The sequence below is a fragment of the Flavobacterium psychraquaticum genome (assembly GCF_034497725.1).
In the GTDB taxonomy this organism is placed as follows: Bacteria; Bacteroidota; Bacteroidia; order Flavobacteriales; family Flavobacteriaceae; genus Flavobacterium; species Flavobacterium psychraquaticum.
The window spans coordinates 861,732-882,882 of sequence record NZ_JAXKVR010000030.1 but is presented as its reverse complement, the minus strand read 5'-3'; the positions used below and the strand labels follow the sequence as shown (position 1 = coordinate 882,882).

The following is a 21,151-nucleotide window of genomic DNA, read 5'->3' as shown; positions in this document are numbered from 1 at the left end:
CCAGAACATCCGTTTAATACTGGGATAACCGTATAAACCACTGTTCCTTGGACTGTTGGCGCTTCTAGAATTTCTATAATAGCTATTCCTGAACCCGCTGTTGCTCCCGTAACGTTGTCGCTACTAAATACTGTCCAATTAAAAGTAGTTCCTGCAATAGAAGCGCTTAAACCAATATTGATAGACTCACCACTACAAATAACCGTAGTTGGAATCGTTCCGAAGAACTCTGGACGTGGTTTCACATCTATTTGAACTGTTACCGGTAAACCTATACATCCATTTAATGAGGGTGTAATGGTGTAAATAACAAAGCCACCTGTAGTAGCATCCGCTGAAGTTAGTACTTGATTAATGTTTATACCATTTCCGTTGCTTGCTCCTGTTACTCCCGTAGCAGAAAAAGTCCAACTGTAAGTAACTCCTGAAATATTACTGGTTAAATCAATATTCGCGGTGTCTCCTGAACAAATAGCGCTAGTAGTGGCTACAGCCGTCATTATTGGCGTTGGATTTACAAATATCGTAATCTCTTGTGGTGTTCCCGAACAACCATTTGCAAACGGTGTTACGCTATAAGTTACAAAGCCAACATTCAAATCATTTACTAAATTTAATGTTTGTGCAATGGTAGCACCGTTTCCGCTAAATACTTGGGTAGTATCCAAATTAGAAGACAAAGCATTCCAAGTAAATGTAGTTCCTGGAACCGTACTTGTTAAAGTAATATTCGTAGTGGCGCCAGCACAATATGAAGTGCTTGGGGAAGTGATTGTAACTGTAGGGCGTGAGGTTACATTAATTTGTACTGTTATTGGTAATCCTGCACAGCCATTTGCACTTGGTGTAATAGTATAAACTACCGTTCCATCAACTCCTGGTGAAGTTGTAGTTAAGCTCTGATTGATAATATCTCCACTAGAATTACTAGCGCCAGAGACTCCTGTTGCAACTACTGTCCAAGAATACGTTGTTCCTATTATAGTGCTACTCAATACAATATTTGTGTTGGTAGCCGAACAAATAGTAGCTGATCCTGGTGTTGCTGTTACAACGGGTAATTGATTCACAATTACTGTGGCACTTGCGCTTTGCAATTGAGTACAAACTGGAGTAGCAATAGTAGCCACACTTACCAATGTATAAGTAGTATTTGCCGTTAATACCGGTGTGGTATAAGTAGCATTTCCTGATGTATTTAATGTAATAGTTTGCGTACTTGTTCCATCTGTATAAGTTACCACTGCATTTGGCGTTCCTGTAAAAGTAACAGTTCCTGTGTTACCCGTACAAATTGTATTAGCTGCAATAGTTGCTGTTGGCAATGGTAGAACAGTAACAACTGCACTTCCATTCACTGTTGCTGTACAAGCACCTACGACACTTACTAAAGCATAAGTCGTATTTGCCGTTAAAGCTGCTGTAGTAACTGTAGCATTTCCTGAAGCATCTAACATTACGGTTTGATTTGCTCCAGCGTTTACGGTATAAGTAACCGTTGCATTAGCTGTTCCAGCAAAACTAATTACTGTAGTACTTCCTGAGCAAATTGTTGCTGTCCCTGAAATCGTAGCCGTTGGCAATGGTGTCACTGTTACAGTAGCTGAGCCTGTTTGTGGATTAACACAAATTGGCGCTATCGTTGTTTCTGCACTTACTAAAGTATACGTTGCATTGGCTGTTAAAACTGGCGTTGTATAGGTAGCACTTCCTGATGCATTTAATGTTACTGTTTGATTGCTTGTACCGTCATTAAAAGTTACTAAAGCAGCTGGGGTTCCAGTAAAAATCAACGTTCCCGCAGTGCCTGAACAAATTGTATTAGCTGTAAAAGTAGCTGTTGGTAAGGCTTGAATACTAATGATTGCACTTCCCGTTACGTTTACACTACAAACTGGAGTGCTTAAACTAGCAACACTAACTAAAGCATACGTTGATGCAGTCGTTAATACTGGCGTACTTACTGTAGCATTCCCCGTAGCGTCTAAAGTTACGGTTTGATTCGCTCCGCCATCAATTGTATAAATAATAGTTGCATCTGGTGTGCCTGCAAAAGCAATTGTTGCAGCAGTTCCTGAACAAATAGTCGTAGTTCCTGAGATTGTTGCTGTTGGCAATGGTAAAACAGTAATTACTGCACTTCCCACTTGTGGTTGACTACAAGTTCCTAAAGCAACACTTACTAAATCGTAAGTAGTATTCGCTGTTAAAGCTGCTGTAGTTACTGTAGCATTTCCTGAAGCATCTAACGTTACGGTTTGATTCGCTCCTGCGTTAATGGTATAAGTAACCGTTGCTCCTGCTGTTCCCGCAAAAGTAATTACTGAAGTATTTCCTGAACAAATTGTTGCTGTTCCTAAAATAGTAGCCGTTGGCAATGGTGTCACTGTTACAGTAGCTGAGCCTGTTTGTGGATTAACACAAATTGGAGCTGTAGTGGTAGCAGCACTTACTAAAGTGTAAGTTACATCAGCTGTTAATGTAGGTGTTGTATAAGTAGCACTTCCTGAAGCGTCTAAAGTTACCGTTTGATTGGTTGTACCATCATTAAAAGTAACTAAAGCATTTGGTGTTCCTGTGAAAGTGAACGTTCCTGCAGTACCTAAACAAACTGTATTACCTGAAAAAGTAACTGTTGGTAATGCTTGGATGCTAATTACAGCAGTTCCTGTTAGGTTAACCGTACAAACTGGCGTGCTTAAACTTGCCACACTAACTAAAGCATACGTTGAAGCAGTTGTTAATGTTGGTGTAGTTACTGTAGCGTTTCCTGTAGCATCTAATGTTACCGTTTGATTCGCTCCGCCATCAAGTGTATAAATAATAGTTGCATCTGGTGTGCCTGCAAAAGCAATTGTTGCAGCAGTTCCTGAACAAATAGTCGTAGTTCCTGAGATTGTTGCTGTTGGCAATGGTAAAACAGTAATTACTGCACTTCCCACTTGTGGTTGACTACAAGTTCCTAAAGCAACACTTACTAAATCGTAAGTAGTATTCGCTGTTAAAGCTGCTGTAGTTACTGTAGCATTTCCTGAAGCATCTAACGTTACGGTTTGATTCGCTCCTGCGTTAATGGTATAAGTAACCGTTGCTCCTGCTGTTCCCGCAAAAGTAATTACTGAAGTATTTCCTGAACAAATTGTTGCTGTTCCTAAAATAGTAGCCGTTGGCAATGGTGTCACTGTTACAGTAGCTGAGCCTGTTTGTGGATTAACACAAATTGGAGCTGTAGTGGTAGCAGCACTTACTAAAGTGTAAGTTACATCAGCTGTTAATGTAGGTGTTGTATAAGTAGCACTTCCTGAAGCGTCTAAAGTTACCGTTTGATTGGTTGTACCATCATTAAAAGTTACTAAAGCAGCTGGGGTTCCGGTGAAAGTCAACGTTCCCGCAGTTCCTGAACAAACTGTGTTTGCTGTAAAAGTAGCTGTTGGTAAGGCTTGAATACTAATGATTGCACTTCCCGTTACGTTTACACTACAAACTGGAGCGCTTAAACTAGCAACACTTACTAAAGCATACGTTGAAGCAGTTGTTAATGTTGGTGTAGTTACTGTAGCATTTCCCGTAGCGTCTAAAGTTACGGTTTGATTCGCTCCTGCATCAATTGTATAAGTAATCGTTGCATTGGCTGTTCCTGCAAAAGCAATTGTTGCAGCAGTTCCTGAACAAATAGTCGTAGTTCCTGAGATTGTTGCTGTTGGCAATGGTAAAACAGTAATTACTGCACTTCCCACTTGTGGTTGACTACAAGTTCCTAAAGCAACACTTACTAAATCGTAAGTAGTATTCGCTGTTAAAGCTGCTGTAGTTACTGTAGCATTTCCTGAAGCATCTAACGTTACGGTTTGATTCGCTCCTGCGTTAATGGTATAAGTAACCGTTGCTCCTGCTGTTCCCGCAAAAGTAATTACTGAAGTATTTCCTGAACAAATTGTTGCTGTTCCTAAAATAGTAGCCGTTGGTAAAGCCGTCACTGTTACAGTAGCTGAGCCTGTTAAAGGAGCAGTAGCTGCCGGTGTTGTAGTAGTTGCACTTATTAAAGTATAAATGGCATCTGCTGTTAAGATCGGCGTTGTGTATGTAGCACTTCCTGATGCATCTAATGTTACTGAAAAAGTACTTGTACCGTCACTAAAATCAACAACCGCACCAGGCGTTCCAGTGAAAGTCAACACTCCCACAGTACCTGAACAAATTGTATTAGCTGTAAAAGTAGCTGTGGGATCATTACTAACTGTAATCACAGCACTTCCTGTTAATGTTACTGTACAAACATTAGTAACACTTACTAACGCATAAGTTGTGTCAACTGTTAATGCTGATGTTGTAAGTGAAGCATTTCCTGCTGCATCTAAGGTTACTGTTTGTGTTGTCCCTCCGTTTACATTGTAAGCTACAACTGAGTTTGGTGTTCCTGCAAAAGTTATCGTCGCAGTTGATCCTGCTGGAATAGTAGTTGTTCCGGAGATAGTAGCCGTTGGCAAAGCACTATAAACAATTGCATCAAATTGTGCATAAGCAGGACAAGGAATTGCAAAATCTTCTACCCGAACAAAAATTGGAGTAACCGCATTTGTTGCTGTAAAGTTGATTGGTAATTGCGGAAGTCCGGCTTCGGCATCGGCCTGAGAAGCATAATATGAAACATCATAACCAAGTGGGTTTGGACCTCCAAAAAGTGAAAGCCAACTATCATCTAAATTAAATGTATAATCACAGCTGAATAAATCATCTGGAGTTGCATTTATTGTAATTCCAGATAAATATTCTACAACGATACAGTCGCTTTGGGTACAAGCTGCACCTGCAGTATTACTAGCTTCTAGACAATAAGTTCCTGGCTGAGTTACTACTAAAGTAGGACCTGATTCTCCAGGGATAACAGTTCCATTTAATGTCCAAATAAAATTAAAGCCCGCAGGATTTAAACCTGAATTAATTTCTCGTGTACCACCAGGGCAAAGAGCAAAACCATTTGCTTCAGTCATATCGTCTGTAACAACACCAGCACCAAGAGGGTAAGTTAATTCGGCAACCCCAACATTAAAACTACCTGCTTCAATAAAAACAGCAGAATCAAATGCTGAATCTTGATAATCACCGATAACTAACTTTATACTATAAGCTCTATTTGGGATTACATCAGCAAACGCGACCATTGGCAATGTATATCCTCTCATATTCATTATTGAGGTTGGATCACCAATTGTATTATTATACCTATCAAACAAATTAGAATTTACCGATCCACAAACCCCATTATTCGCATCGTCTCTAATCGTAGTGACAGAAACAGGTGTAGTAGTACCTGGAATAACTGCTAAATTTGTTGCTATTCCAGTTGTTAAATCAGTTAAAATAAATGCAAAAACATCCCCATAGGTACATTGAAATGATCCATACTCATTAGATGCAAAAACAAAATTAAAACTAAATCGATCTGTTAAAGGCGTAAAATTAAACTTGATAAAAGTAACGTCATTAATTGAACTCGTACCGCCATTTGCATTGGAAATAGCAAGTAGCTCTGCATCGCCTACATTGGAACAAGTTGTCGATAAATTGTTGTCGTTGAAAATTCCTGCTGTTGAAGTTGCCGTTCCACTTCTCAAAATTACACCGGATGAAAAGTCAAAGTTAGCCCCAGGATATTGAAAAAAACCAATACCCGACGAACAAGAAGGTGAATTTGAAGAAGTGAAATTTGAAACCAAAGCACAAGGCGAATTCACTAAAACATCTTGAACCAACTGAGGCACGGTATAGGTTGTTGTATTAACCGAAATCGATTGGGAAATTCCAAAAAATGACGATAATAAGAATAAATAGAAGTAAAGTTTTTTCATTATTATAGTAGTTTGCTGTATGGTTAATGAATTGTTAAAAATTATTTAAAAAAACAAATATAAACATTTGAGAATATTTTGTTTATATCTTTGTAAAAAATATACAAAATGCAAGTAATTTCTATAAAAACAACAAATAATCCTGCAATAATTAAATTTGAACTAGACGAATTTATCATAAAAACGACTAATTTCGAATTCAAGAACATTGACGAAACTAAGGAATCACCATTAGCGAAACAATTATTCTTTTTACCTTTTGTAAAAACAGTTTATATTTCAGGAAATTTTATTGCTATTGAAAAATTTTCAATAGTAGAATGGCAAGATGTACAAGATGATGTTGCCGCTCAAATTAATGACTTCATTTCAGATGGTGGTGTTATATTGAACATAGATGAAGTTGCTCAAAACAAAAAGCAACCAATTACAATTTATGCTGAAACAACTCCAAACCCAGCTGTTTTGAAATTTGTAAGTAATAAATTACTGACGAAAACCGCTTTGGAATGTAAAAACATTGACGAAACAGCTGCCGCTCCTATTGCGAGAGAATTATTCAAATTTCCATTTGTGAAAGAAATTTTTATTGACGAAAACTATATCTCTATTACAAAATTTGCTGTTAACGAATGGGAAGAAATTACGCTAGAATTAAGAACATTCATTAAAGAATATCTTGAAAACGGTAATGTTGCGATTGACGAAACAGCAATTGTTAAAACTGAAGGTCATCAAAAACAACAAGAAGGCTATTTTGATAAATTAGACACCACTTCACAACAAATCATCAACATAATTGAAGAATATGTGAAACCAGCGGTTCAAAGTGATGGTGGAAATATCGTATTTGAATCGTTTGATGCGACAGAAAAAAGAGTAAAAGTAATTTTGCAAGGTGCTTGCAGTGGCTGTCCTTCATCTACTTTTACACTTAAAAACGGAATTGAAAATATGTTAAAAGATATGCTAAAAGACAACGACATTATAGTGGAAGCTGTAAACGGATAACCTTTTACTTTTATTAAATAAAAAAAGAGCCTACTATTAGGCTCTTTTTTGTAACATTTAATTTATTCTTTAATGTTAATGTTTATTCAGTTGATTAAATTCTTTGAATAATTCCAATAGATTCATAATCGACTTGGCTAGGTCATTCGTTTCTAACAACAAACTAAAATATAATTTAGTGTTTTTCGGACTCGTTTCAGTCGTTCTAATTCTTAGAATTTGTTTTGTTATTAATCCAGAAATAGTGTTTAAAACAACTTCTTTATCTTTTAAGATCAGATCAATCTTATAGAAATCTTCTGCTTTAAAACTTTCTTCAAGCAATTGTAACAAATTTTGTAGTTGTCTATCAATTGTTTTCAGATCTCTAATTTGGTTGAATTTTAATTTCTTGTGATTATTATTGACATGCGAATGACTTGCTGCCGTAATATAATCAATAGATTGCACCATATCTTGTAAATAACCTAAAATCAAAATGTAGAATTTACTCGCTTCTACTGAATTATCATCTAAATTCTTAATGAAGTAGAAAACATTACTTTTCAATTCATCTATTTCTTTTTCTAATTTCTTCTGATCTTTCTTATTCTCTTTTAATTTAGCTAAATCTTGTAAGCCTAAATTATCAATTACATTCGAATACAGCGCACTACTTTTACGGAAAACTTTTGAAATCTGTGCCGAACTTTCAGTAATCATTTCTTTTACTGTTCCGATATCTTCTCTTCTTAGACTTTTAATTTCTTCTGACTCTTTCAGTTTACTTTTGTGAATTTGATTACTTCTAAAAAAGAAAACAGCAACAATAATCATAAAAGCAAAGAAAGCAAAAACCTCTCCTATAAATAATATGTAAGCAATAATTGCTGATGATAAAAAAGCTGCTATTGCCGTTACAAACCAACCGCCAATCACGTTAAAAACCCCAGCAACTCTGTACACAGCACTTTCTCTATCCCAAGCTCGATCAGCAAATGATGAACCCATCGCTACCATAAAAGTAACATAGGTAGTAGATAATGGTAATTTCAATGAAGTACCAATAGATATCAAAATAGAAGCTACAATTAAGTTCACGGAAGCTCTCACTACATCAAACATTGGTTGTTCATCTCTTTTCCCTTTGTATTCTAAAGGAACAAATTGAGCATCTAACTTGCTTTGCAATCTTTTTGGCAAAATAAAACTAATCATATTTCCAATATACATCATACCTCTAACAATATTTCTAGAAAGTAAATTGGCATTATATTTTTCGTTTCCTTCTCCTTGACGGGATAAATTTTGCTCAGTCTCAAGTACAGCTTTAGCTTTTTTTGATGTCCAAAGAGTGTAAACCATTATTGCTCCTGCAAGAGCTAAAAAGATAAATGGAGCAGGTAGGTTTTCTTTCTCTAATCCTGACATCATAAATTCCGACGCTCCTAAAGTTTGCCCCGGAGCTGACCAGATTTCATAGGCTTGAAAAGCAGCAATGGGAACTCCAATAAAATTTACTAAATCATTACCTGCAAAAGCAAGTGCTAATCCAAAAGTTCCAACTATAATGATGAATTTAAAAATACTATATTTAAAAACACTAATTAATAATTGACAAACAGTTGTCCATAATAAAAAAGAATAGGCGATAATCGTGAACGGACTATCTTTGATAAAATCTTTAATTTCAGAAGGAACAAATGTAATTGATTTTAATCCTTTAACTAAAATGAAAAATGTAATTGCTGTCATAGCAATTCCACCAAAAAGAGCTCCTACATATTTGTATCTGCTTTCAATATGGAATGTGAAGATTAATCTAGAAACATATTGAACTAAGGTACCTAAAGCAAAAGACAAAGCAACAGACAAGAGTATACTATATACTATTTCAGTAGCTTTTTCAGTATTTATATAATTGCTTAAAGTATTAAAATCTCCATCACTCACATATACTTTATAAACTGCAATTGCAACAGAAGCTCCAAGTAAAGAAAAAATTATCGAAACTGTAGTAGATGTTGGCAATCCTAAGCTATTAAAGATGTCTAAAAGTAAAACATCTGTAATCATTACTGCTAAAAAGATAACAATAACATCATTAAAACTGAACATACTGGGAGTGAAAATTCCATTCCTGGCTATTTCCATCATTCCGTTAGAATATAATGCCCCAACAGCAACTCCAATACTAGCAACAATCATAATTGTTCTAAACGAAACTGCTTGCGAACCAATTGCAGAATTTAAAAAATTAACCGCATCATTACTAACTCCAACCATCAAATCGGTTATCGCTAGAATAGCTAAAGCAATCAACATTATAATATAAATCTGTTCCATTTTTAATATGAATTAATTTTCTACAAAAGTCCTCTAAGAAATTCGTTCGTACGTTAACTTAATGTTATTAAATACAATAAAATGCCGTGTTTTAAAATTAATTCCTTAACTTTAAATTAAAATTAAAACTATTTATTATGGCTGTATTAAAAGTAATCGAAGTATTATCGAGTTCAACAGTTAGTTGGGAAGATGCAACAAGACAAGCAGTAACAGAAGCTGCAAAATCTTTAAAGAATATTCGTTCGGTTTATGTAAAAGAGCAAAGTGCTCAAGTAAAAAACAATGAAGTAGTAGAATTTAGAGTCAATCTAAAAATAACTTTTGAAATTGAATAGTTGCAGAAAAATAAAAAAACCAAGAGCGTTCTTTAAATAGCACGCTTTTTTTATGAGATAAATTTAGACTATTTTGTATTTGTTTTAGAAAACTTAAAAACACAATAAGTATCTTTACCAAAAAATATTTAACAATGAAAACCTATACATTTGATTCCTTAATCAGTTCTGCAAAAATATTATTTTTTGACTATTTACCGAATTTTGCTATTTCATTAGCGATTCTGTTTTTGGGATTATGGACAATAAGCATCATTACTAAAACAGCTAAAAAAATAATGGTTAGACGTGAAGTAGAAATTACATTATCTACTTTCATTGGAAACTTAATTTTTTGGACTTTGCGTATCTTGTTATTTATCACCGTTATTTCAAAACTTGGAGTTCCAACCACTTCATTTGTTGCGATTTTAGGAGCTGCAGGTTTAGCAATTGGTTTGTCATTGCAAGGATCGCTTTCTAATTTTGCAGGTGGAATTTTAATTATCTTATTTAAACCTTTTCGATTAGGTGATTTTATTGAAGCACAAGGCGTTATAGGAAGTGTAAAAGAGATTAAAATTTTCTCAACTGTTATCACTTCACCTGAAAACAAACAAATTATAATACCAAATGCATCATTGTCAAATGGCGTAATCACTAATTATTCTGTAAACGGAATTAGAAGAGTTGATATGGTTATTTCTGTAGGATATGAATCTGATTTACAGTTGGTAAAAACAACATTAGAAACCATTATAAAATCTATCCCTGAAGTTTTGGAGGAGCCTGAAGCAATGATTCTTGTGGGTGAACTAGCTTCTAGTTCTATTAATTTTCTTGTGCGACCATACACTAAAAATGAAAATATTTTAAAAGTAAGATCCGAGGTTTTTGAAAAATGTCAATTAGAATTTGGTAAATTAGGCATTGACATTCCTTATCCACATCAAGTGGAAGTACAAAAAAAATAATTACTTAACTAAAAGAAAATCTTTTAGATAAAAAGGTTCGAAATAAGCTACATCTACAAATTCTTGCTTCTGAAATTTCTCAAAAGACACATCGCTCATTTCATTAGCTGAAGGATAAATGACATTCGGATGGAACACGAATTTTTCATTCACTAATATATTTTTAAATTTTGCTGTTCCGTCTCCAACTAAATGAAGTACTTCTTCGATTTCATCATACGAATTCTCGTCGATTATTTCAGCTTGAACATTTCTAATTTGGTTTTGATTTTTATCATAAAAAGCCGTAAAAACTTCCATTCTTCGAGCATCGATCATTGGAAGAATAATACCGTTTTCGATTTGAATTTGTTTGGCTAAAAGCTGCAATGTATCAATTGCTATTAGTGGAATATTCAAAGCATAACACAAACCTTTTGCAGAAGAAACGCCAATTCTCAAACCTGTATAAGAACCAGGACCTTGACTAACCGCTACCGCTTTCAAGTCTGAAAATTTGAAATTATTCTCAGTTAAAACTTCCCCAATAAAAAGATGTAATTTTTCCGCGTGAGAAAAATTTTGTTCCGCTAATTCTTTGCAAACAATTGTTTTTCCTTCGTTTGAAAGTGACACAGAACAATTTTTTGTAGCAGTTTCTATATTTAAAATCAAAGCCATAATTATAATTTGAAGTGCAAAGTTACTAAGGAAAACCGTTTAAAAAAAGGAAGGCACTAAAAATAGCGTCTTCCTTAAACTTATAATATTTGAAAATATTATTTTTTTTCTTTACTGTTTTTATCTTTTTCGCTTTCAACTTTTACTTTATCGTTTGACGACAATTCTTTTGAAACCGTTGTATAAGGTCCGATAATAATTTCTTCTCCTGGTTTTAAACCTGAAATGATTTCAATGTTCGTATCATCTTGAATTCCTGTTTTAACTACTCGAAGTTTCGCTTTGTCACCCACTTTTACAAAAACACATTCGTATTTTTTGTCACTTTTTGGTGCAGTTCCTTTTTTCTCTTGTTCTTCTTTTTCTAATTCTGCAACAATATCTTTTTTCACTGAAGTAGTGTCGTCTTTTATTACAACTGCACTAATAGGAATAGCTATTATACTTTCTTTACGTTTTGTAATTACATCGACAGTAGCGGTCATTCCTGGTCTAAAAGGTGAGTAATTCTCAGGCTTTCCTTTTAACAAATCTTGATATGATTCTTTTAAAATTCTGACTTTTACTTTAAAATTTGTAACTTGATCTGCTGTTAATGCAGCACTTGCAGAATTTGAAATACTAGTTACAATTCCTTTGAATTCTCTTTTCATATAGGCATCTACTTCAATTTTTGCTGAATCTCCGATGCTAACTTTTACAATATCATTTTCGTTTACATCTACTTCCACTTCCATATTGTTTAGGTTTGCAATTCTCAATATTTCAGTTCCCGTCATTTGTTGGGTTCCTAAAACTCGCTCACCTAATTCAATATTTAACAATGAAATAGTTCCATCGGCCGGCGCATAAATCGTTGTTCTTCCTAAGTTGTCTCTAGCTTCCGTAACCGTAGCCGAAGCACTTTGTACTTGGAAATAAGCCGATTGTTTGTTCGCTTTCGCAACTTCATAGGTAGAAACTGCTTTATCCCATTCTGCTCTTGAAATAATTCCTTTATCAAACAAGGTTTTACTTCTATCATAACTTGCTTTTGCCTCTTTTACTTGCGCATCTGCTTGCGTTAATCCGGCTTTTGTGGTTGACATAGAAGCTACAGAACGATTTACACCTGATTCATATAAATCGGGATTAATACGCACTAATAAATCGCCCTTTTTCACTTGTTGGCCTTCTTTTACAGTTAAAGCAATAACTTCTCCTGAAACTTCAGAGGATATCTTAACTTCAATTTCAGGCTGAATTTTTCCTGTAGCCGAAACGGTTTCGATAATAGTAGTTTGCGCAACTTTTGACAGTTCAACAATTTTTGAATCGTCATTATTTCCGATAGCGCCTGTTTTTTTTAGAACAATCAATAATAGGATTAATCCGATGGCACTTCCTGCTAAAATGTATATGGTTTTCTTTGACATAGCTAACTTATATTATGTTTTTTATTGTTGTTTAATTAAGGGTATTCCGAAATAGAATTCTAGTATTTTCGTTCTAAAAATGTAATCATATTTGGTTCTTAAAACTTCTGATTGGGCATTAACTAATAATGTTTGAGCTTGATTATAATCAAAAATATTCATTAAACCCACTTCATATCTTTCTTTAGCATATTCATTTGAAAGTTTTCTTGCTTCTAAAGTTACTGAAGCTGCTTCATAGCTTTCTTTTGCCGAATTTGCATCTGTATAAGCGATATAAACATTACGTTCAACATCTAATTCTTGTTGGCTTAAATTTAATTTTGCTCTTTCTAAAGTTACTTTACTTCGCTCTACATTATTTCTTGCCGAAAATCCGTTAAAAATTGGCACACTTAATTGTAATCCAAAATTCTGTCCTTTGTTATCACTAAATTGATCAAAAATCGGAGCAGGTTTACCTAAAATCGGAGAGAAATTTTGCTGAAGAACTGATTGATTGGTTCCATCTACAAAACCTATAATCGATGTTGGATTTAAAGTGTTAGGTTGAACCCCAACAATTCTATCGCTATATGCCGCACGTGTGCTAAAACTATAAAAACCAGAAAGCTTCGGTTGAAATGCACTTCTTGCTATTGCAACATCTTTTTCGGCTATTTCTACATTTGATTGTGCAATTTTCAATTCTGTTCGTGTTTCTTTCGCTTTTGATAAAATATTTTCCGAAGATTGGAGTAATATTTCTTCATTAAAAAATGATATTTGATCTTCATCAATATCAAAATTCTTGAAATCATCTAAACGTAATAATTGAGCCAAACTTAATTTTGAGATTAATAGAGAATTTTCAGCAGCAATTACTCTTTGAGAATCAGTTGCTACCGTAGCTTTGATGTCTAATAAATCTCCGTTTGGAACTACACCCGCATCTACTAATTCTTTAGTTCTATTGAACTGCGTTATATTATAGGTTTGTTGTTGTTGCTGTACTTTAAGATTTTCTTTACTAAATAGAATTTGCAAATAAGCATTAGCGACATTCAATGCAATATCTTCTTGCATTTTTGTCAATTGATACTGAGTAGCAATAATCGCAATGTTTGATCTACGAAGTTGAAGTTGATTTCTTAATCCATTATATATATCAACGCCCAAATTCAGGCCCGCTGATGTAAATTGAGTGGTTTGATTTTGTAATAAACCAGTTGTAATATTTTGATTTAAACCAATATTCCACGAATGTGAAGCACTTGCATTTACACTAGGTAAAAATGCTCCTATCGCATCTTTTTTAGCAATATTAGTGTTTTTCAGGTCTAATTCAGACTGTTTAACGGAGATATTATTTTTCACCGCATAATCCACACATTCCTCTAATGTCCATTTCTTTTCTTGTGCCGATAGTTGAAAAGCTACCAACAAAAGAAGAAAAAGTATTTTTTTTGTTATCATTTTATGTCCATTTACTAACATTACTAATAAGACCTCTTTTTGTGTGTTTTGTTACAGTTATCAAATAAAATTTTACATTTACAGGAAAATAAATTCAATTCATCTTTTACTAAAATGAAAACAATTGCCCTATTAATTCTGTTTATTACAACTCTTTTCCTTGTATCTTCTTGCGCCACGGTTAATAAAGTCGAAGCTTTAAAACCAGTTGCTTCCAATGATTCGCCTGTTGTTTTTAAAAATAAAATTTCTTACATCGCAATGCCTGTTGAAATTTCGTTGAAGGAAATCGAAAGTCAGTTGAATAAAAATCTAAATGGTTTAATTTATAATGATTCGATTTTGAACGATGATAAAACCGAAATGAAGATTTGGAAAACGGCACCAATTAAATTAACAGAAAAAGACGGGAATATAATTTCGATTATCCCGATGAAAATTTGGGCTAAATTCAAATATGGTACTGATTTTATGGGTTTGAATGATACGCGTGAAATCAACATTAACGGAACAATCACCTTGAATAGTAAGCCTCATTTAACCAATTGGAAACTTACGACGACTTCTAAATTGGAAGATTTTGAATGGAGCGAAAGTCCGAGTATTTTGGTAGCCGGAAGAAAAGTGCCGATAACCTATATCATCAATCCAACTTTGAGTATATTTAAGTCGAAAATTGCCAAAAAAATTGACGATGCTATCAATGAAACATGTGATTTTAATCCTCAGGTTTTAGCTGTTTTAGACAAATTGAGTACGCCATTTCTTACTAGCGAAGCTTACGAGACTTGGTTTAAAATGGTGCCTTTGGAATTATATGTAACGGATGCTAATTTGTCAAAATCAAAACTCACGATGCAAATGGGCTTGAAATGCAATATGCAAACAATGGTAGGACAAGAACCAAAAAACAGCTTCGATGCTAGCCGAATAGTTCTAAAACCTGTATCTATTATTCCTGAAAACACTACGGCTTCAGTTGTAGCGGTTTCAACTTATGAAAGTGCGAGTAAAATTGTGACTAAGAATTTTCAAGGGCAAGAATTCGCTTCAGGAAGTAGAAAAATTGCGGTTCAAAAAGTTGATTTGTGGCAGAAAGACAGTAAAATGATCATCGCGCTAAGCGTAGCTGGAAGTATTAATGGCACGATTTATTTATCGGGAATTCCGAATTACAATCCAATCACAAAAGAAATTTATTTCGATCAGATGGATTATGTATTGAACACGAAAAGTGTTTTGATGAAATCGGCTAATTGGTTAATGCAAGGTACAATATTAAAGAAAATTCAAGAAAGCTGTCGGTATTCCATCAAAGGAAATTTAGAAGAAGGTAAGAAAAATATGGAACCGTATTTGACGAATTATTCACCGATGAAAGGTGTTTTTATCAATGGCGTTTTGAACGATTTTGAATTTGAAAAATTAGAATTAACCGATAAAGCAATTATAGCATTCATTACCACATCAGGAAAAATGAAAATTAAAATTGATGGAATGGAATAATTGAATACATTAGCACAAAAATGACGAAAAAAATTTTACTTAGTTTTATCTTATTGAGCTTTTTTAAATTCCAAGCACAAGACAACTCCAAAACAACTTTTGGCTTTAAAGGTGGCTTTAACAAGAGCATTTTAGATGGCAAAGAACCTGACGGGACTAGAACAGGCTACATAGGTTATGAATTGTATGGAAGTTTTTTTGCAGACACCCAAATAAGCCAGGATTGGAACTTAGAAAACGAAATTTTATTTTCTTATACCGATAATTATCACTTCATCGAAATTCCGGTTCATTTAAAATATAGAATCAAAGAAAAGTGGTTTATTTTATTAGGTCCAAAATTAGATTTCATAGCTGATAATGACAACGACGACTTCGAAGCGGGCTATAGATTTAAAAACTTTGGTGTTTCCGGCGAAATAGGCATTCAATATCATATTAGTAAAAGATTCTTTGCTGAAACAAGATATTCAAGAAGTTTTACCGCACAAGTTGATGATTTGGCATTAGATATTTATGGCGGAAAAAGACATACTTTACGTGTAGGTTTAGGAATTAAATTTAATTAATTAGTCTTTTTCTTTCCGTATTTCATTTTATATATGGCAAAACCTAAAACTCCCACTAAAATATAAGGAATTGCCATTAAATATACTATTCCGTCATTAATCCCTTCTGCTTTAACGCCGCCTTCTTCACTAGCGAGTGCAGCTCTGCACATAGCACATTGGGCTTGACCAAAATTCGAAAGCAAGATAAAACTAAGAGCAAATAAAATCTTTTTCATTTAATTGACGTAATAAGGAGCAATCATTAAATATACAATAACACCCGTAATAGCAACATATAACCAAATTGGAAAAGTGATTTTCGCAATCTTTTTATGTTTATCGAATTGTTCCGACCAAGCTTTCACGTACGTCGTTAAAACCAAAGGAATAATAATTATTGACAAGATAATGTGAGTAATAAGTATGAAATAATATACATATTTTATTGCGCCCTCGCCACCAAATTTAGTAGAATCAGACGTCATGTGATAAGCAACGTACATTCCCAAAAAAGCAACAGAACAAGCAATTGCTGTTTTCATTAAGTTTTCGTGCAGTTTTCTTTTTCCGTTTTTGATAGCAATTACTGCAAAAATCAGAAAAATTGCCGTTAATCCATTGATAGAGGCGTAAATCGGCGGCAAGAACGACAAAGGTTGCACATCATAGCCTAACTTTCTTAAATTTACACCAAATAATAAAGCTACAACTCCAGGAATAATAATTGACAAAGCAACGATTAACTTATTATATTTGGTTTCTTTAGATGGGTTCATTATTCTTCTAATAATTTTTTAATATCTTCTTTAATTGCTCGTACACCAGCTGCTTCTAATCCGTCGTAGTACAAAATTGGATTGCCTTGCGCATCTCTTCTGCATCTAATATTTCCATTTTTGTCCACCAAAGCAAATAATCCAGAATGTTCAAAACCACCGGCGGCTTTGTTATTTTGGCCAGCATACAAGTTAAATCCTTTGTTCGCCAAGTTATAAATATACGCTTTATCTCCTGTTAAAAAATTCCAATTATAATGTTTGACTCCTAAAAATGCAGCGTGCTCTTTTAAAACCTGTGGCGTGTCTTTTGCCGGGTCAATTGTAATCGAAACGATACCAAATTTAGGATTGCCATAATATTCATTCTGCAACAGCAACATACTCTCGTTCATCTTTGGACAAATTGTGGGACAAGTTGAAAAAAAGAATTCTACGACATATACTTTTCCTAAATAATCTTTATCTGATATTTGCTTTTCATTTTGATTCGTCAATTTAAAAGCAGGAACGGGACCAATTTCAACTAAATCAGATTTTTGGAATTTAGCAACAATTTTTGGTACTGCCCAAATTCCGAAAATTAAAACTATAAATGAAATTCCGATATATGACTTATTATTCATTTTTAGACTTTTTGTTGTTTTCGATGTTTTCTTCAATTTTATCTCTGAAAGAGTCCTTGCGTTTATTGTGATTTTTCTTTAATGCTAATCGATATTCGCGCAGCATAATTTTTACATCGTCGGTCATTTCATTATGTAAATCAGCTGCAGAAATGGTGTTGTAACTTTCTTTGTATTCTTCATCACCTTTTTTGTTTTTACCTTTTCTTCCTCGATGATTTAAGTCTTTATCAACGATAATTACGGCAGGAGTTCCATAATTTTCATCTAAACTTCCTGCTAATTTGTAACTGTCGTAGTATTTCTGAATTTCGGTAGTATCTGCAAAAACAAACTTCCAGCCGCTCATGTTCTCGGTGATAGGTTCTAATTCGCTAAGAATTTGTTCGGCTTTAGCTTCATTTCCTTTTGGTGTAACCATAACCATTTGAAAATCGGTAAAACCCTTATACTTATTATAAATTTTCTGATTTAAGTTGAAGAAATTCCCTCTGTTTTCGATTACATTATTTCCTACGAAACCTAAAACGGTAATTTTTCCCTTCAACGCTATTTTAGAAGTATCTAAGCTGGTCCAATTTATAGGAATTTCAGCATTACTTTTAGAAAGTACTGGTAGGAAAAGAGAATTATGTGTTGCTGACGAAAATATAAGATATGTTGCAATTGGCAAGACAAAAAGCAATATAAGCACTAATTTATTTTTCATTAGATAGATTAAATTTGTTACTACAAAAGTAAAAAAAATCCCGCTAATAAGCGGGATTATATACTACAAACAAGTGTTAAAAATTCCATTTGATCTGACCTGATTTATAAACTTCGAAAACGTAATCACCTTCAATAAGAATAATAAAACAAATGTATAAAATTAAGAATACTAATGGTGCAACAATTGACCATCTAAAGCCTCCCTTTTCACCTTCTAAATGCATAAAAGCCCACATAATGTAATAAGCTTTTACGACAGTTAAGATAATAAACAACCAATTTAGTATGTTCGTTCCTAAAAGATTTGTAAAATGTAATGATTCTGGTTTGTAAATACCAAATATAACTTCAACGATGGTTACAACTGAAAGTAGTGCAAAAACCATCCAAATTCTTTTTGTATTTGATTCGTGTGCGTGTGCCATAATATACTTTTAATTAAAATATTATACTAAATAGAAGAAAGTAAATACAAACACCCATACTAAATCTACGAAGTGCCAATACAATCCAACTTTTTCAACCATCTCATAACTGTTTCTTCTTTCATAAGTTCCTAACAAAACATTGAAGAAAACAATCACATTTAATAAAACTCCTGTGAATACGTGGAAACCGTGGAAACCAGTTATAAAGAAAAAGAAATCAGCGAATAATTTACTACCATATTCATTTCTAATTAAATTAGCTCCTTCAACAACATAGTGTGTATCTGATACTCTTTTAATCGATTCTGCTCTTGATAAAACGACTTTCTTTTTTGTTTTTGGATCGATTTTTTCAATTCTAACCAAGAGATTTTCGTTTGCTTTGAAGCCATCAACAACTTCTTTGACTGAATAAGAAGAGATGGTACCTTCAGAGACAAACCAAAGACCGTTTGCTCTTGTGTGTTGCGTTCTTTCTTCATGTTGCACTTCGGCAAAATCTGCTAAAGCCACACGTTCTTGTTTTCCATCAGCGCCTACTTTTACGAATTGTAAAATAGAACCTCCAGAAGTTTCAACCGCCCCATATTCTCCTTTTATGAAATTTTTCCATTCCCAAGCTTGTGAACCTAAGAATATAAAACCACCTACAATCGTAAGCGCCATGTAGGTAGCTACTTTGTTTTTGTTTTTGTGGTGACCTGCATCTACAGCCAAAACCATAGTAACAGATGAGAAAATCAAGATAAAAGTCATTAATGCTACATAGTACATAGGTGCATTAACTCCGTGTGCAAAAGGAAAGTGATTAAAAACTTCGTCTGCAATGGGCCAAGTTTCTAAATATTTGAATCTTGAAAAACCATACGCAGCTAAGAATCCTGTAAAGGTTAAAGCATCTGATAAGATAAAATACCACATCATCATTTTACCATAGGTTGCCCCTAATGGTCCTTGACCTCCGTCTAAAGCGTTTTCGTCTGAAATACCTGTCGCTCCCATAAATTTTTTAATTGTTAAAAAGTTCCCAAATTTATTATTTTTTTTCTATTTGAAAAAATAGAAAAACAAAAACAAGTAAACCCAAATGAAATCCATGAAGTGCCAATACATTGCACTTATCTCAATACCAAGAGTTTGAGTCGAATTGTATTTTTGTTTATAATGATTATAAATTACTACTAAAAGCGAAATAATCCCTCCTAAAAGGTGCGCAATGTGTACTAAAACAGCAATGTACAAAAAAGAAGTAGTAACATTACTTTCACTACCTGTAAAAAAATAGCCGTTATCAATAACTTCACCAAAACCTTTAAACTGTAAAAAAATAAAAGTGAAACCCAATGCTAATGTTGTGACTAACAATACCATAGTTTGTTTTCTGTCGCCGCTTCTCATTGCACGCAATGCCATATAAAAAGTACCACTACTTATAAGCATTACTAGTGTACTTATCAAAAAAGGCGTCGGCAACACAAAATCAGACAACCAATCGGGTCTAGATTTACTTACCACATAGGCGCTTGTTAATCCTGCAAAAATCATACAAACACTTATCATTCCAAACCAAAGCAACAGCTTATAAGTTCTTCCTTTACGTTCTTGTTCTTCTTCCCAAGTCATTCTATTTTCCATCTTATCGTAAAAATTTATCTAAAACATATACAATCTGCAACAAAGATATGTAAGAAACGCTAACAATCATCAATTTTCTTGCAGCTTTTGCATCCATTTCTTTATATAACTTAAAAGCGTAAAACAACATCCATAACCCTAACACTACTACAATACCGGTTGAAATCTTAGATAAAAACAATCTACCAGTAAAACCAAAAGCTGGTATCACGGAGGCAATAATCATCCAAATGGTGTATAATATAATTTGAAGTGCCGTTTTTTTATCTTTTTTACCCGTTGGCAACATAAAGAAACCTGCCTTTTTATAATCGTCATACAAGAACCAACCAATTGCCCAAAAATGTGGAAATTGCCAGAAAAACTGAATGATAAACAAAGTTCCAGCTTCAATTCCAAACTGCCCAGTCGCTGCAACCCATCCTAACATAAACGGAATTGCTCCAGGAAATGCACCAACAAAAACAGACAAAGGCGTCATTGTTTTTAAAGGCGTGTATAAACTAACATACATAAAAATAGATATGGCCCCAAACATTGCTGTTTTAGGATTAACACTATACAGAATTATCAACCCTAAAATAGTTAAGATAATTCCTAGCATAAATGCAGTTTGTTTGGTCATTCTTCCGGATGGCAATGGTCTATTTTTTGTGCGGTCCATGTTAGCATCCAAATCCTTTTCAATAATTTGATTGAAAACATTTGACGCGCCCACCATACAATAACCTCCCACCATTAACATAAGCAAAACACTCCATTGAAAAGGCTGTTCTTGACTAAATCCCAACAAATAACCAGCAATTGTTGAAATAACTACGCTTATTGATAATCTAGCCTTTGTAATTTCTACGAAGTCTTTATATAGAGAATTTTTAATATGAGTATGAATTTCTTCCAATTGTGTTTATA

18 protein-coding genes are annotated in these 21,151 nt (G+C 33.8%); 5 read left to right on the top strand and 13 right to left on the bottom strand.

Translation table 11 applies throughout. The annotated features are described in order from the left end of the window. Positions 1-5,849: choice-of-anchor L domain-containing protein (locus tag T1L09_RS13795; RefSeq protein WP_322551552.1), on the bottom strand; the 5,849-nt coding region annotated here is incomplete at its 3' end. Between the two features lie 108 nt (positions 5,850-5,957). Here T1L09_RS13795 and T1L09_RS13790 point away from each other — a divergent pair. Beyond that, the gene (locus tag T1L09_RS13790) at positions 5,958-6,860 is read left to right on the top strand and encodes a NifU family protein (RefSeq protein ID WP_322551551.1); all 903 of its coding nucleotides are present in this window, start codon (positions 5,958-5,960) and stop codon (positions 6,858-6,860) included. Positions 6,861-6,935: 75 nt separating this feature from the next. Here the strand turns inward: T1L09_RS13790 and T1L09_RS13785 are convergent, their stop codons facing one another. After that, on the bottom strand, positions 6,936-9,185 hold the full coding sequence (locus T1L09_RS13785; protein ID WP_322551550.1) for an inorganic phosphate transporter: 2,250 nt from the start codon (positions 9,183-9,185) through the stop codon (positions 6,936-6,938). 137 nt (positions 9,186-9,322) lie between these two features. Between T1L09_RS13785 and T1L09_RS13780 the strand changes: the two genes are divergently transcribed. After that, complete coding sequence (locus T1L09_RS13780) at positions 9,323-9,523, top strand: dodecin family protein (RefSeq protein WP_322551549.1); 201 nt, start codon at positions 9,323-9,325, stop codon at positions 9,521-9,523. Positions 9,524-9,657: 134 nt separating this feature from the next. Then, positions 9,658-10,476 carry a mechanosensitive ion channel family protein gene (locus T1L09_RS13775; RefSeq protein WP_322551548.1) on the top strand — a complete coding sequence of 273 codons (819 nt, stop codon included), beginning with the start codon at positions 9,658-9,660 and terminating at the stop codon, positions 10,474-10,476. Here T1L09_RS13775 and tsaB read toward each other — a convergent pair whose 3' ends face one another. From tsaB to T1L09_RS13760, 3 genes are all read right to left on the bottom strand, one after another. Next, on the bottom strand, positions 10,477-11,136 hold the full coding sequence (gene tsaB, locus T1L09_RS13770; RefSeq protein ID WP_322551547.1) for a tRNA (adenosine(37)-N6)-threonylcarbamoyltransferase complex dimerization subunit type 1 TsaB: 660 nt from the start codon (positions 11,134-11,136) through the stop codon (positions 10,477-10,479). It lies immediately after the preceding gene. Positions 11,137-11,234: 98 nt separating this feature from the next. After that, the gene (locus T1L09_RS13765) at positions 11,235-12,551 is read right to left on the bottom strand and encodes an efflux RND transporter periplasmic adaptor subunit (RefSeq protein WP_322551546.1); all 1,317 of its coding nucleotides are present in this window, start codon (positions 12,549-12,551) and stop codon (positions 11,235-11,237) included. Positions 12,552-12,572: 21 nt separating this feature from the next. Continuing rightward, entirely contained in the window at positions 12,573-14,006 is a 1,434-nt protein-coding gene (locus T1L09_RS13760) for a TolC family protein (protein WP_322551545.1), read from the bottom strand. Between the two features lie 114 nt (positions 14,007-14,120). Here T1L09_RS13760 and T1L09_RS13755 point away from each other — a divergent pair, with 114 nt between their 5' ends. Both T1L09_RS13755 and T1L09_RS13750 read left to right on the top strand, forming a co-directional pair. After that, on the top strand, positions 14,121-15,512 hold the full coding sequence (locus tag T1L09_RS13755; RefSeq protein WP_322551544.1) for a DUF4403 family protein: 1,392 nt from the start codon (positions 14,121-14,123) through the stop codon (positions 15,510-15,512). 20 nt (positions 15,513-15,532) lie between these two features. Then, a complete protein-coding gene (locus tag T1L09_RS13750) occupies positions 15,533-16,081 on the top strand; it encodes an outer membrane beta-barrel protein (protein ID WP_322551543.1) in 549 nt (182 codons plus the stop codon). Here T1L09_RS13750 and T1L09_RS13745 read toward each other — a convergent pair. From T1L09_RS13745 to cyoE, 8 genes are all read right to left on the bottom strand, one after another. Continuing rightward, a complete protein-coding gene (locus tag T1L09_RS13745; protein ID WP_322551542.1) occupies positions 16,078-16,299 on the bottom strand; it encodes a hypothetical protein in 222 nt (73 codons plus the stop codon). The genes T1L09_RS13750 and T1L09_RS13745 overlap by 4 nt on opposite strands. Then, positions 16,300-16,839 (bottom strand): DUF420 domain-containing protein, encoded by a 540-nt coding sequence (locus T1L09_RS13740; RefSeq protein ID WP_322551541.1) that lies wholly within the window; start codon positions 16,837-16,839, stop codon positions 16,300-16,302. Then, complete coding sequence (locus T1L09_RS13735; protein ID WP_322551540.1) at positions 16,839-17,465, bottom strand: SCO family protein; 627 nt, start codon at positions 17,463-17,465, stop codon at positions 16,839-16,841. Before T1L09_RS13735 ends, T1L09_RS13740 begins: the two co-directional genes overlap by 1 nt. Then, positions 17,458-18,174, bottom strand: a complete 717-nt coding sequence (locus T1L09_RS13730; RefSeq protein ID WP_322551539.1) for a hypothetical protein — start codon at positions 18,172-18,174, stop codon at positions 17,458-17,460. The genes T1L09_RS13735 and T1L09_RS13730 overlap by 8 nt, the downstream gene beginning before the upstream one ends. A 76-nt stretch (positions 18,175-18,250) precedes the next feature. Beyond that, positions 18,251-18,601: a cytochrome C oxidase subunit IV family protein gene (locus tag T1L09_RS13725; RefSeq protein ID WP_322551538.1), complete on the bottom strand. Its 351-nt coding sequence runs from the start codon at positions 18,599-18,601 to the stop codon at positions 18,251-18,253. 21 nt (positions 18,602-18,622) lie between these two features. After that, on the bottom strand, positions 18,623-19,606 hold the full coding sequence (locus T1L09_RS13720) for a cytochrome c oxidase subunit 3 (protein WP_322551537.1): 984 nt from the start codon (positions 19,604-19,606) through the stop codon (positions 18,623-18,625). A 45-nt stretch (positions 19,607-19,651) separates the two neighbouring features. After that, entirely contained in the window at positions 19,652-20,239 is a 588-nt protein-coding gene (locus T1L09_RS13715) for a cytochrome c oxidase subunit 3 (protein ID WP_322551536.1), read from the bottom strand. 1 nt (position 20,240) lies between these two features. After that, positions 20,241-21,140 carry a heme o synthase gene (cyoE, locus tag T1L09_RS13710; RefSeq protein ID WP_322551535.1) on the bottom strand — a complete coding sequence of 300 codons (900 nt, stop codon included), beginning with the start codon at positions 21,138-21,140 and terminating at the stop codon, positions 20,241-20,243. Positions 21,141-21,151: the final 11 nt, after the last annotated feature.

What these genes read in the sequence shown, in the direction of transcription:
- T1L09_RS13790 (WP_322551551.1), top strand. Translation starts at nt 5,958, where the DNA reads ATGCAAGTAATTTCTATAAAAACAACAAATAATCCTGCAATAATTAAA.
- T1L09_RS13785 (WP_322551550.1), bottom strand. Translation starts at nt 9,185, where the DNA reads ATGGAACAGATTTATATTATAATGTTGATTGCTTTAGCTATTCTAGCG.
- T1L09_RS13780 (WP_322551549.1), top strand. Translation starts at nt 9,323, where the DNA reads ATGGCTGTATTAAAAGTAATCGAAGTATTATCGAGTTCAACAGTTAGT.
- T1L09_RS13775 (WP_322551548.1), top strand. Translation starts at nt 9,658, where the DNA reads ATGAAAACCTATACATTTGATTCCTTAATCAGTTCTGCAAAAATATTA.
- tsaB (WP_322551547.1), bottom strand. Translation starts at nt 11,136, where the DNA reads ATGGCTTTGATTTTAAATATAGAAACTGCTACAAAAAATTGTTCTGTG.
- T1L09_RS13765 (WP_322551546.1), bottom strand. Translation starts at nt 12,551, where the DNA reads ATGTCAAAGAAAACCATATACATTTTAGCAGGAAGTGCCATCGGATTA.
- T1L09_RS13760 (WP_322551545.1), bottom strand. Translation starts at nt 14,006, where the DNA reads ATGATAACAAAAAAAATACTTTTTCTTCTTTTGTTGGTAGCTTTTCAA.
- T1L09_RS13755 (WP_322551544.1), top strand. Translation starts at nt 14,121, where the DNA reads ATGAAAACAATTGCCCTATTAATTCTGTTTATTACAACTCTTTTCCTT.
- T1L09_RS13750 (WP_322551543.1), top strand. Translation starts at nt 15,533, where the DNA reads ATGACGAAAAAAATTTTACTTAGTTTTATCTTATTGAGCTTTTTTAAA.
- T1L09_RS13745 (WP_322551542.1), bottom strand. Translation starts at nt 16,299, where the DNA reads ATGAAAAAGATTTTATTTGCTCTTAGTTTTATCTTGCTTTCGAATTTT.
- T1L09_RS13740 (WP_322551541.1), bottom strand. Translation starts at nt 16,839, where the DNA reads ATGAACCCATCTAAAGAAACCAAATATAATAAGTTAATCGTTGCTTTG.
- T1L09_RS13735 (WP_322551540.1), bottom strand. Translation starts at nt 17,465, where the DNA reads ATGAATAATAAGTCATATATCGGAATTTCATTTATAGTTTTAATTTTC.
- T1L09_RS13730 (WP_322551539.1), bottom strand. Translation starts at nt 18,174, where the DNA reads ATGAAAAATAAATTAGTGCTTATATTGCTTTTTGTCTTGCCAATTGCA.
- T1L09_RS13725 (WP_322551538.1), bottom strand. Translation starts at nt 18,601, where the DNA reads ATGGCACACGCACACGAATCAAATACAAAAAGAATTTGGATGGTTTTT.
- T1L09_RS13720 (WP_322551537.1), bottom strand. Translation starts at nt 19,606, where the DNA reads ATGGGAGCGACAGGTATTTCAGACGAAAACGCTTTAGACGGAGGTCAA.
- T1L09_RS13715 (WP_322551536.1), bottom strand. Translation starts at nt 20,239, where the DNA reads ATGGAAAATAGAATGACTTGGGAAGAAGAACAAGAACGTAAAGGAAGA.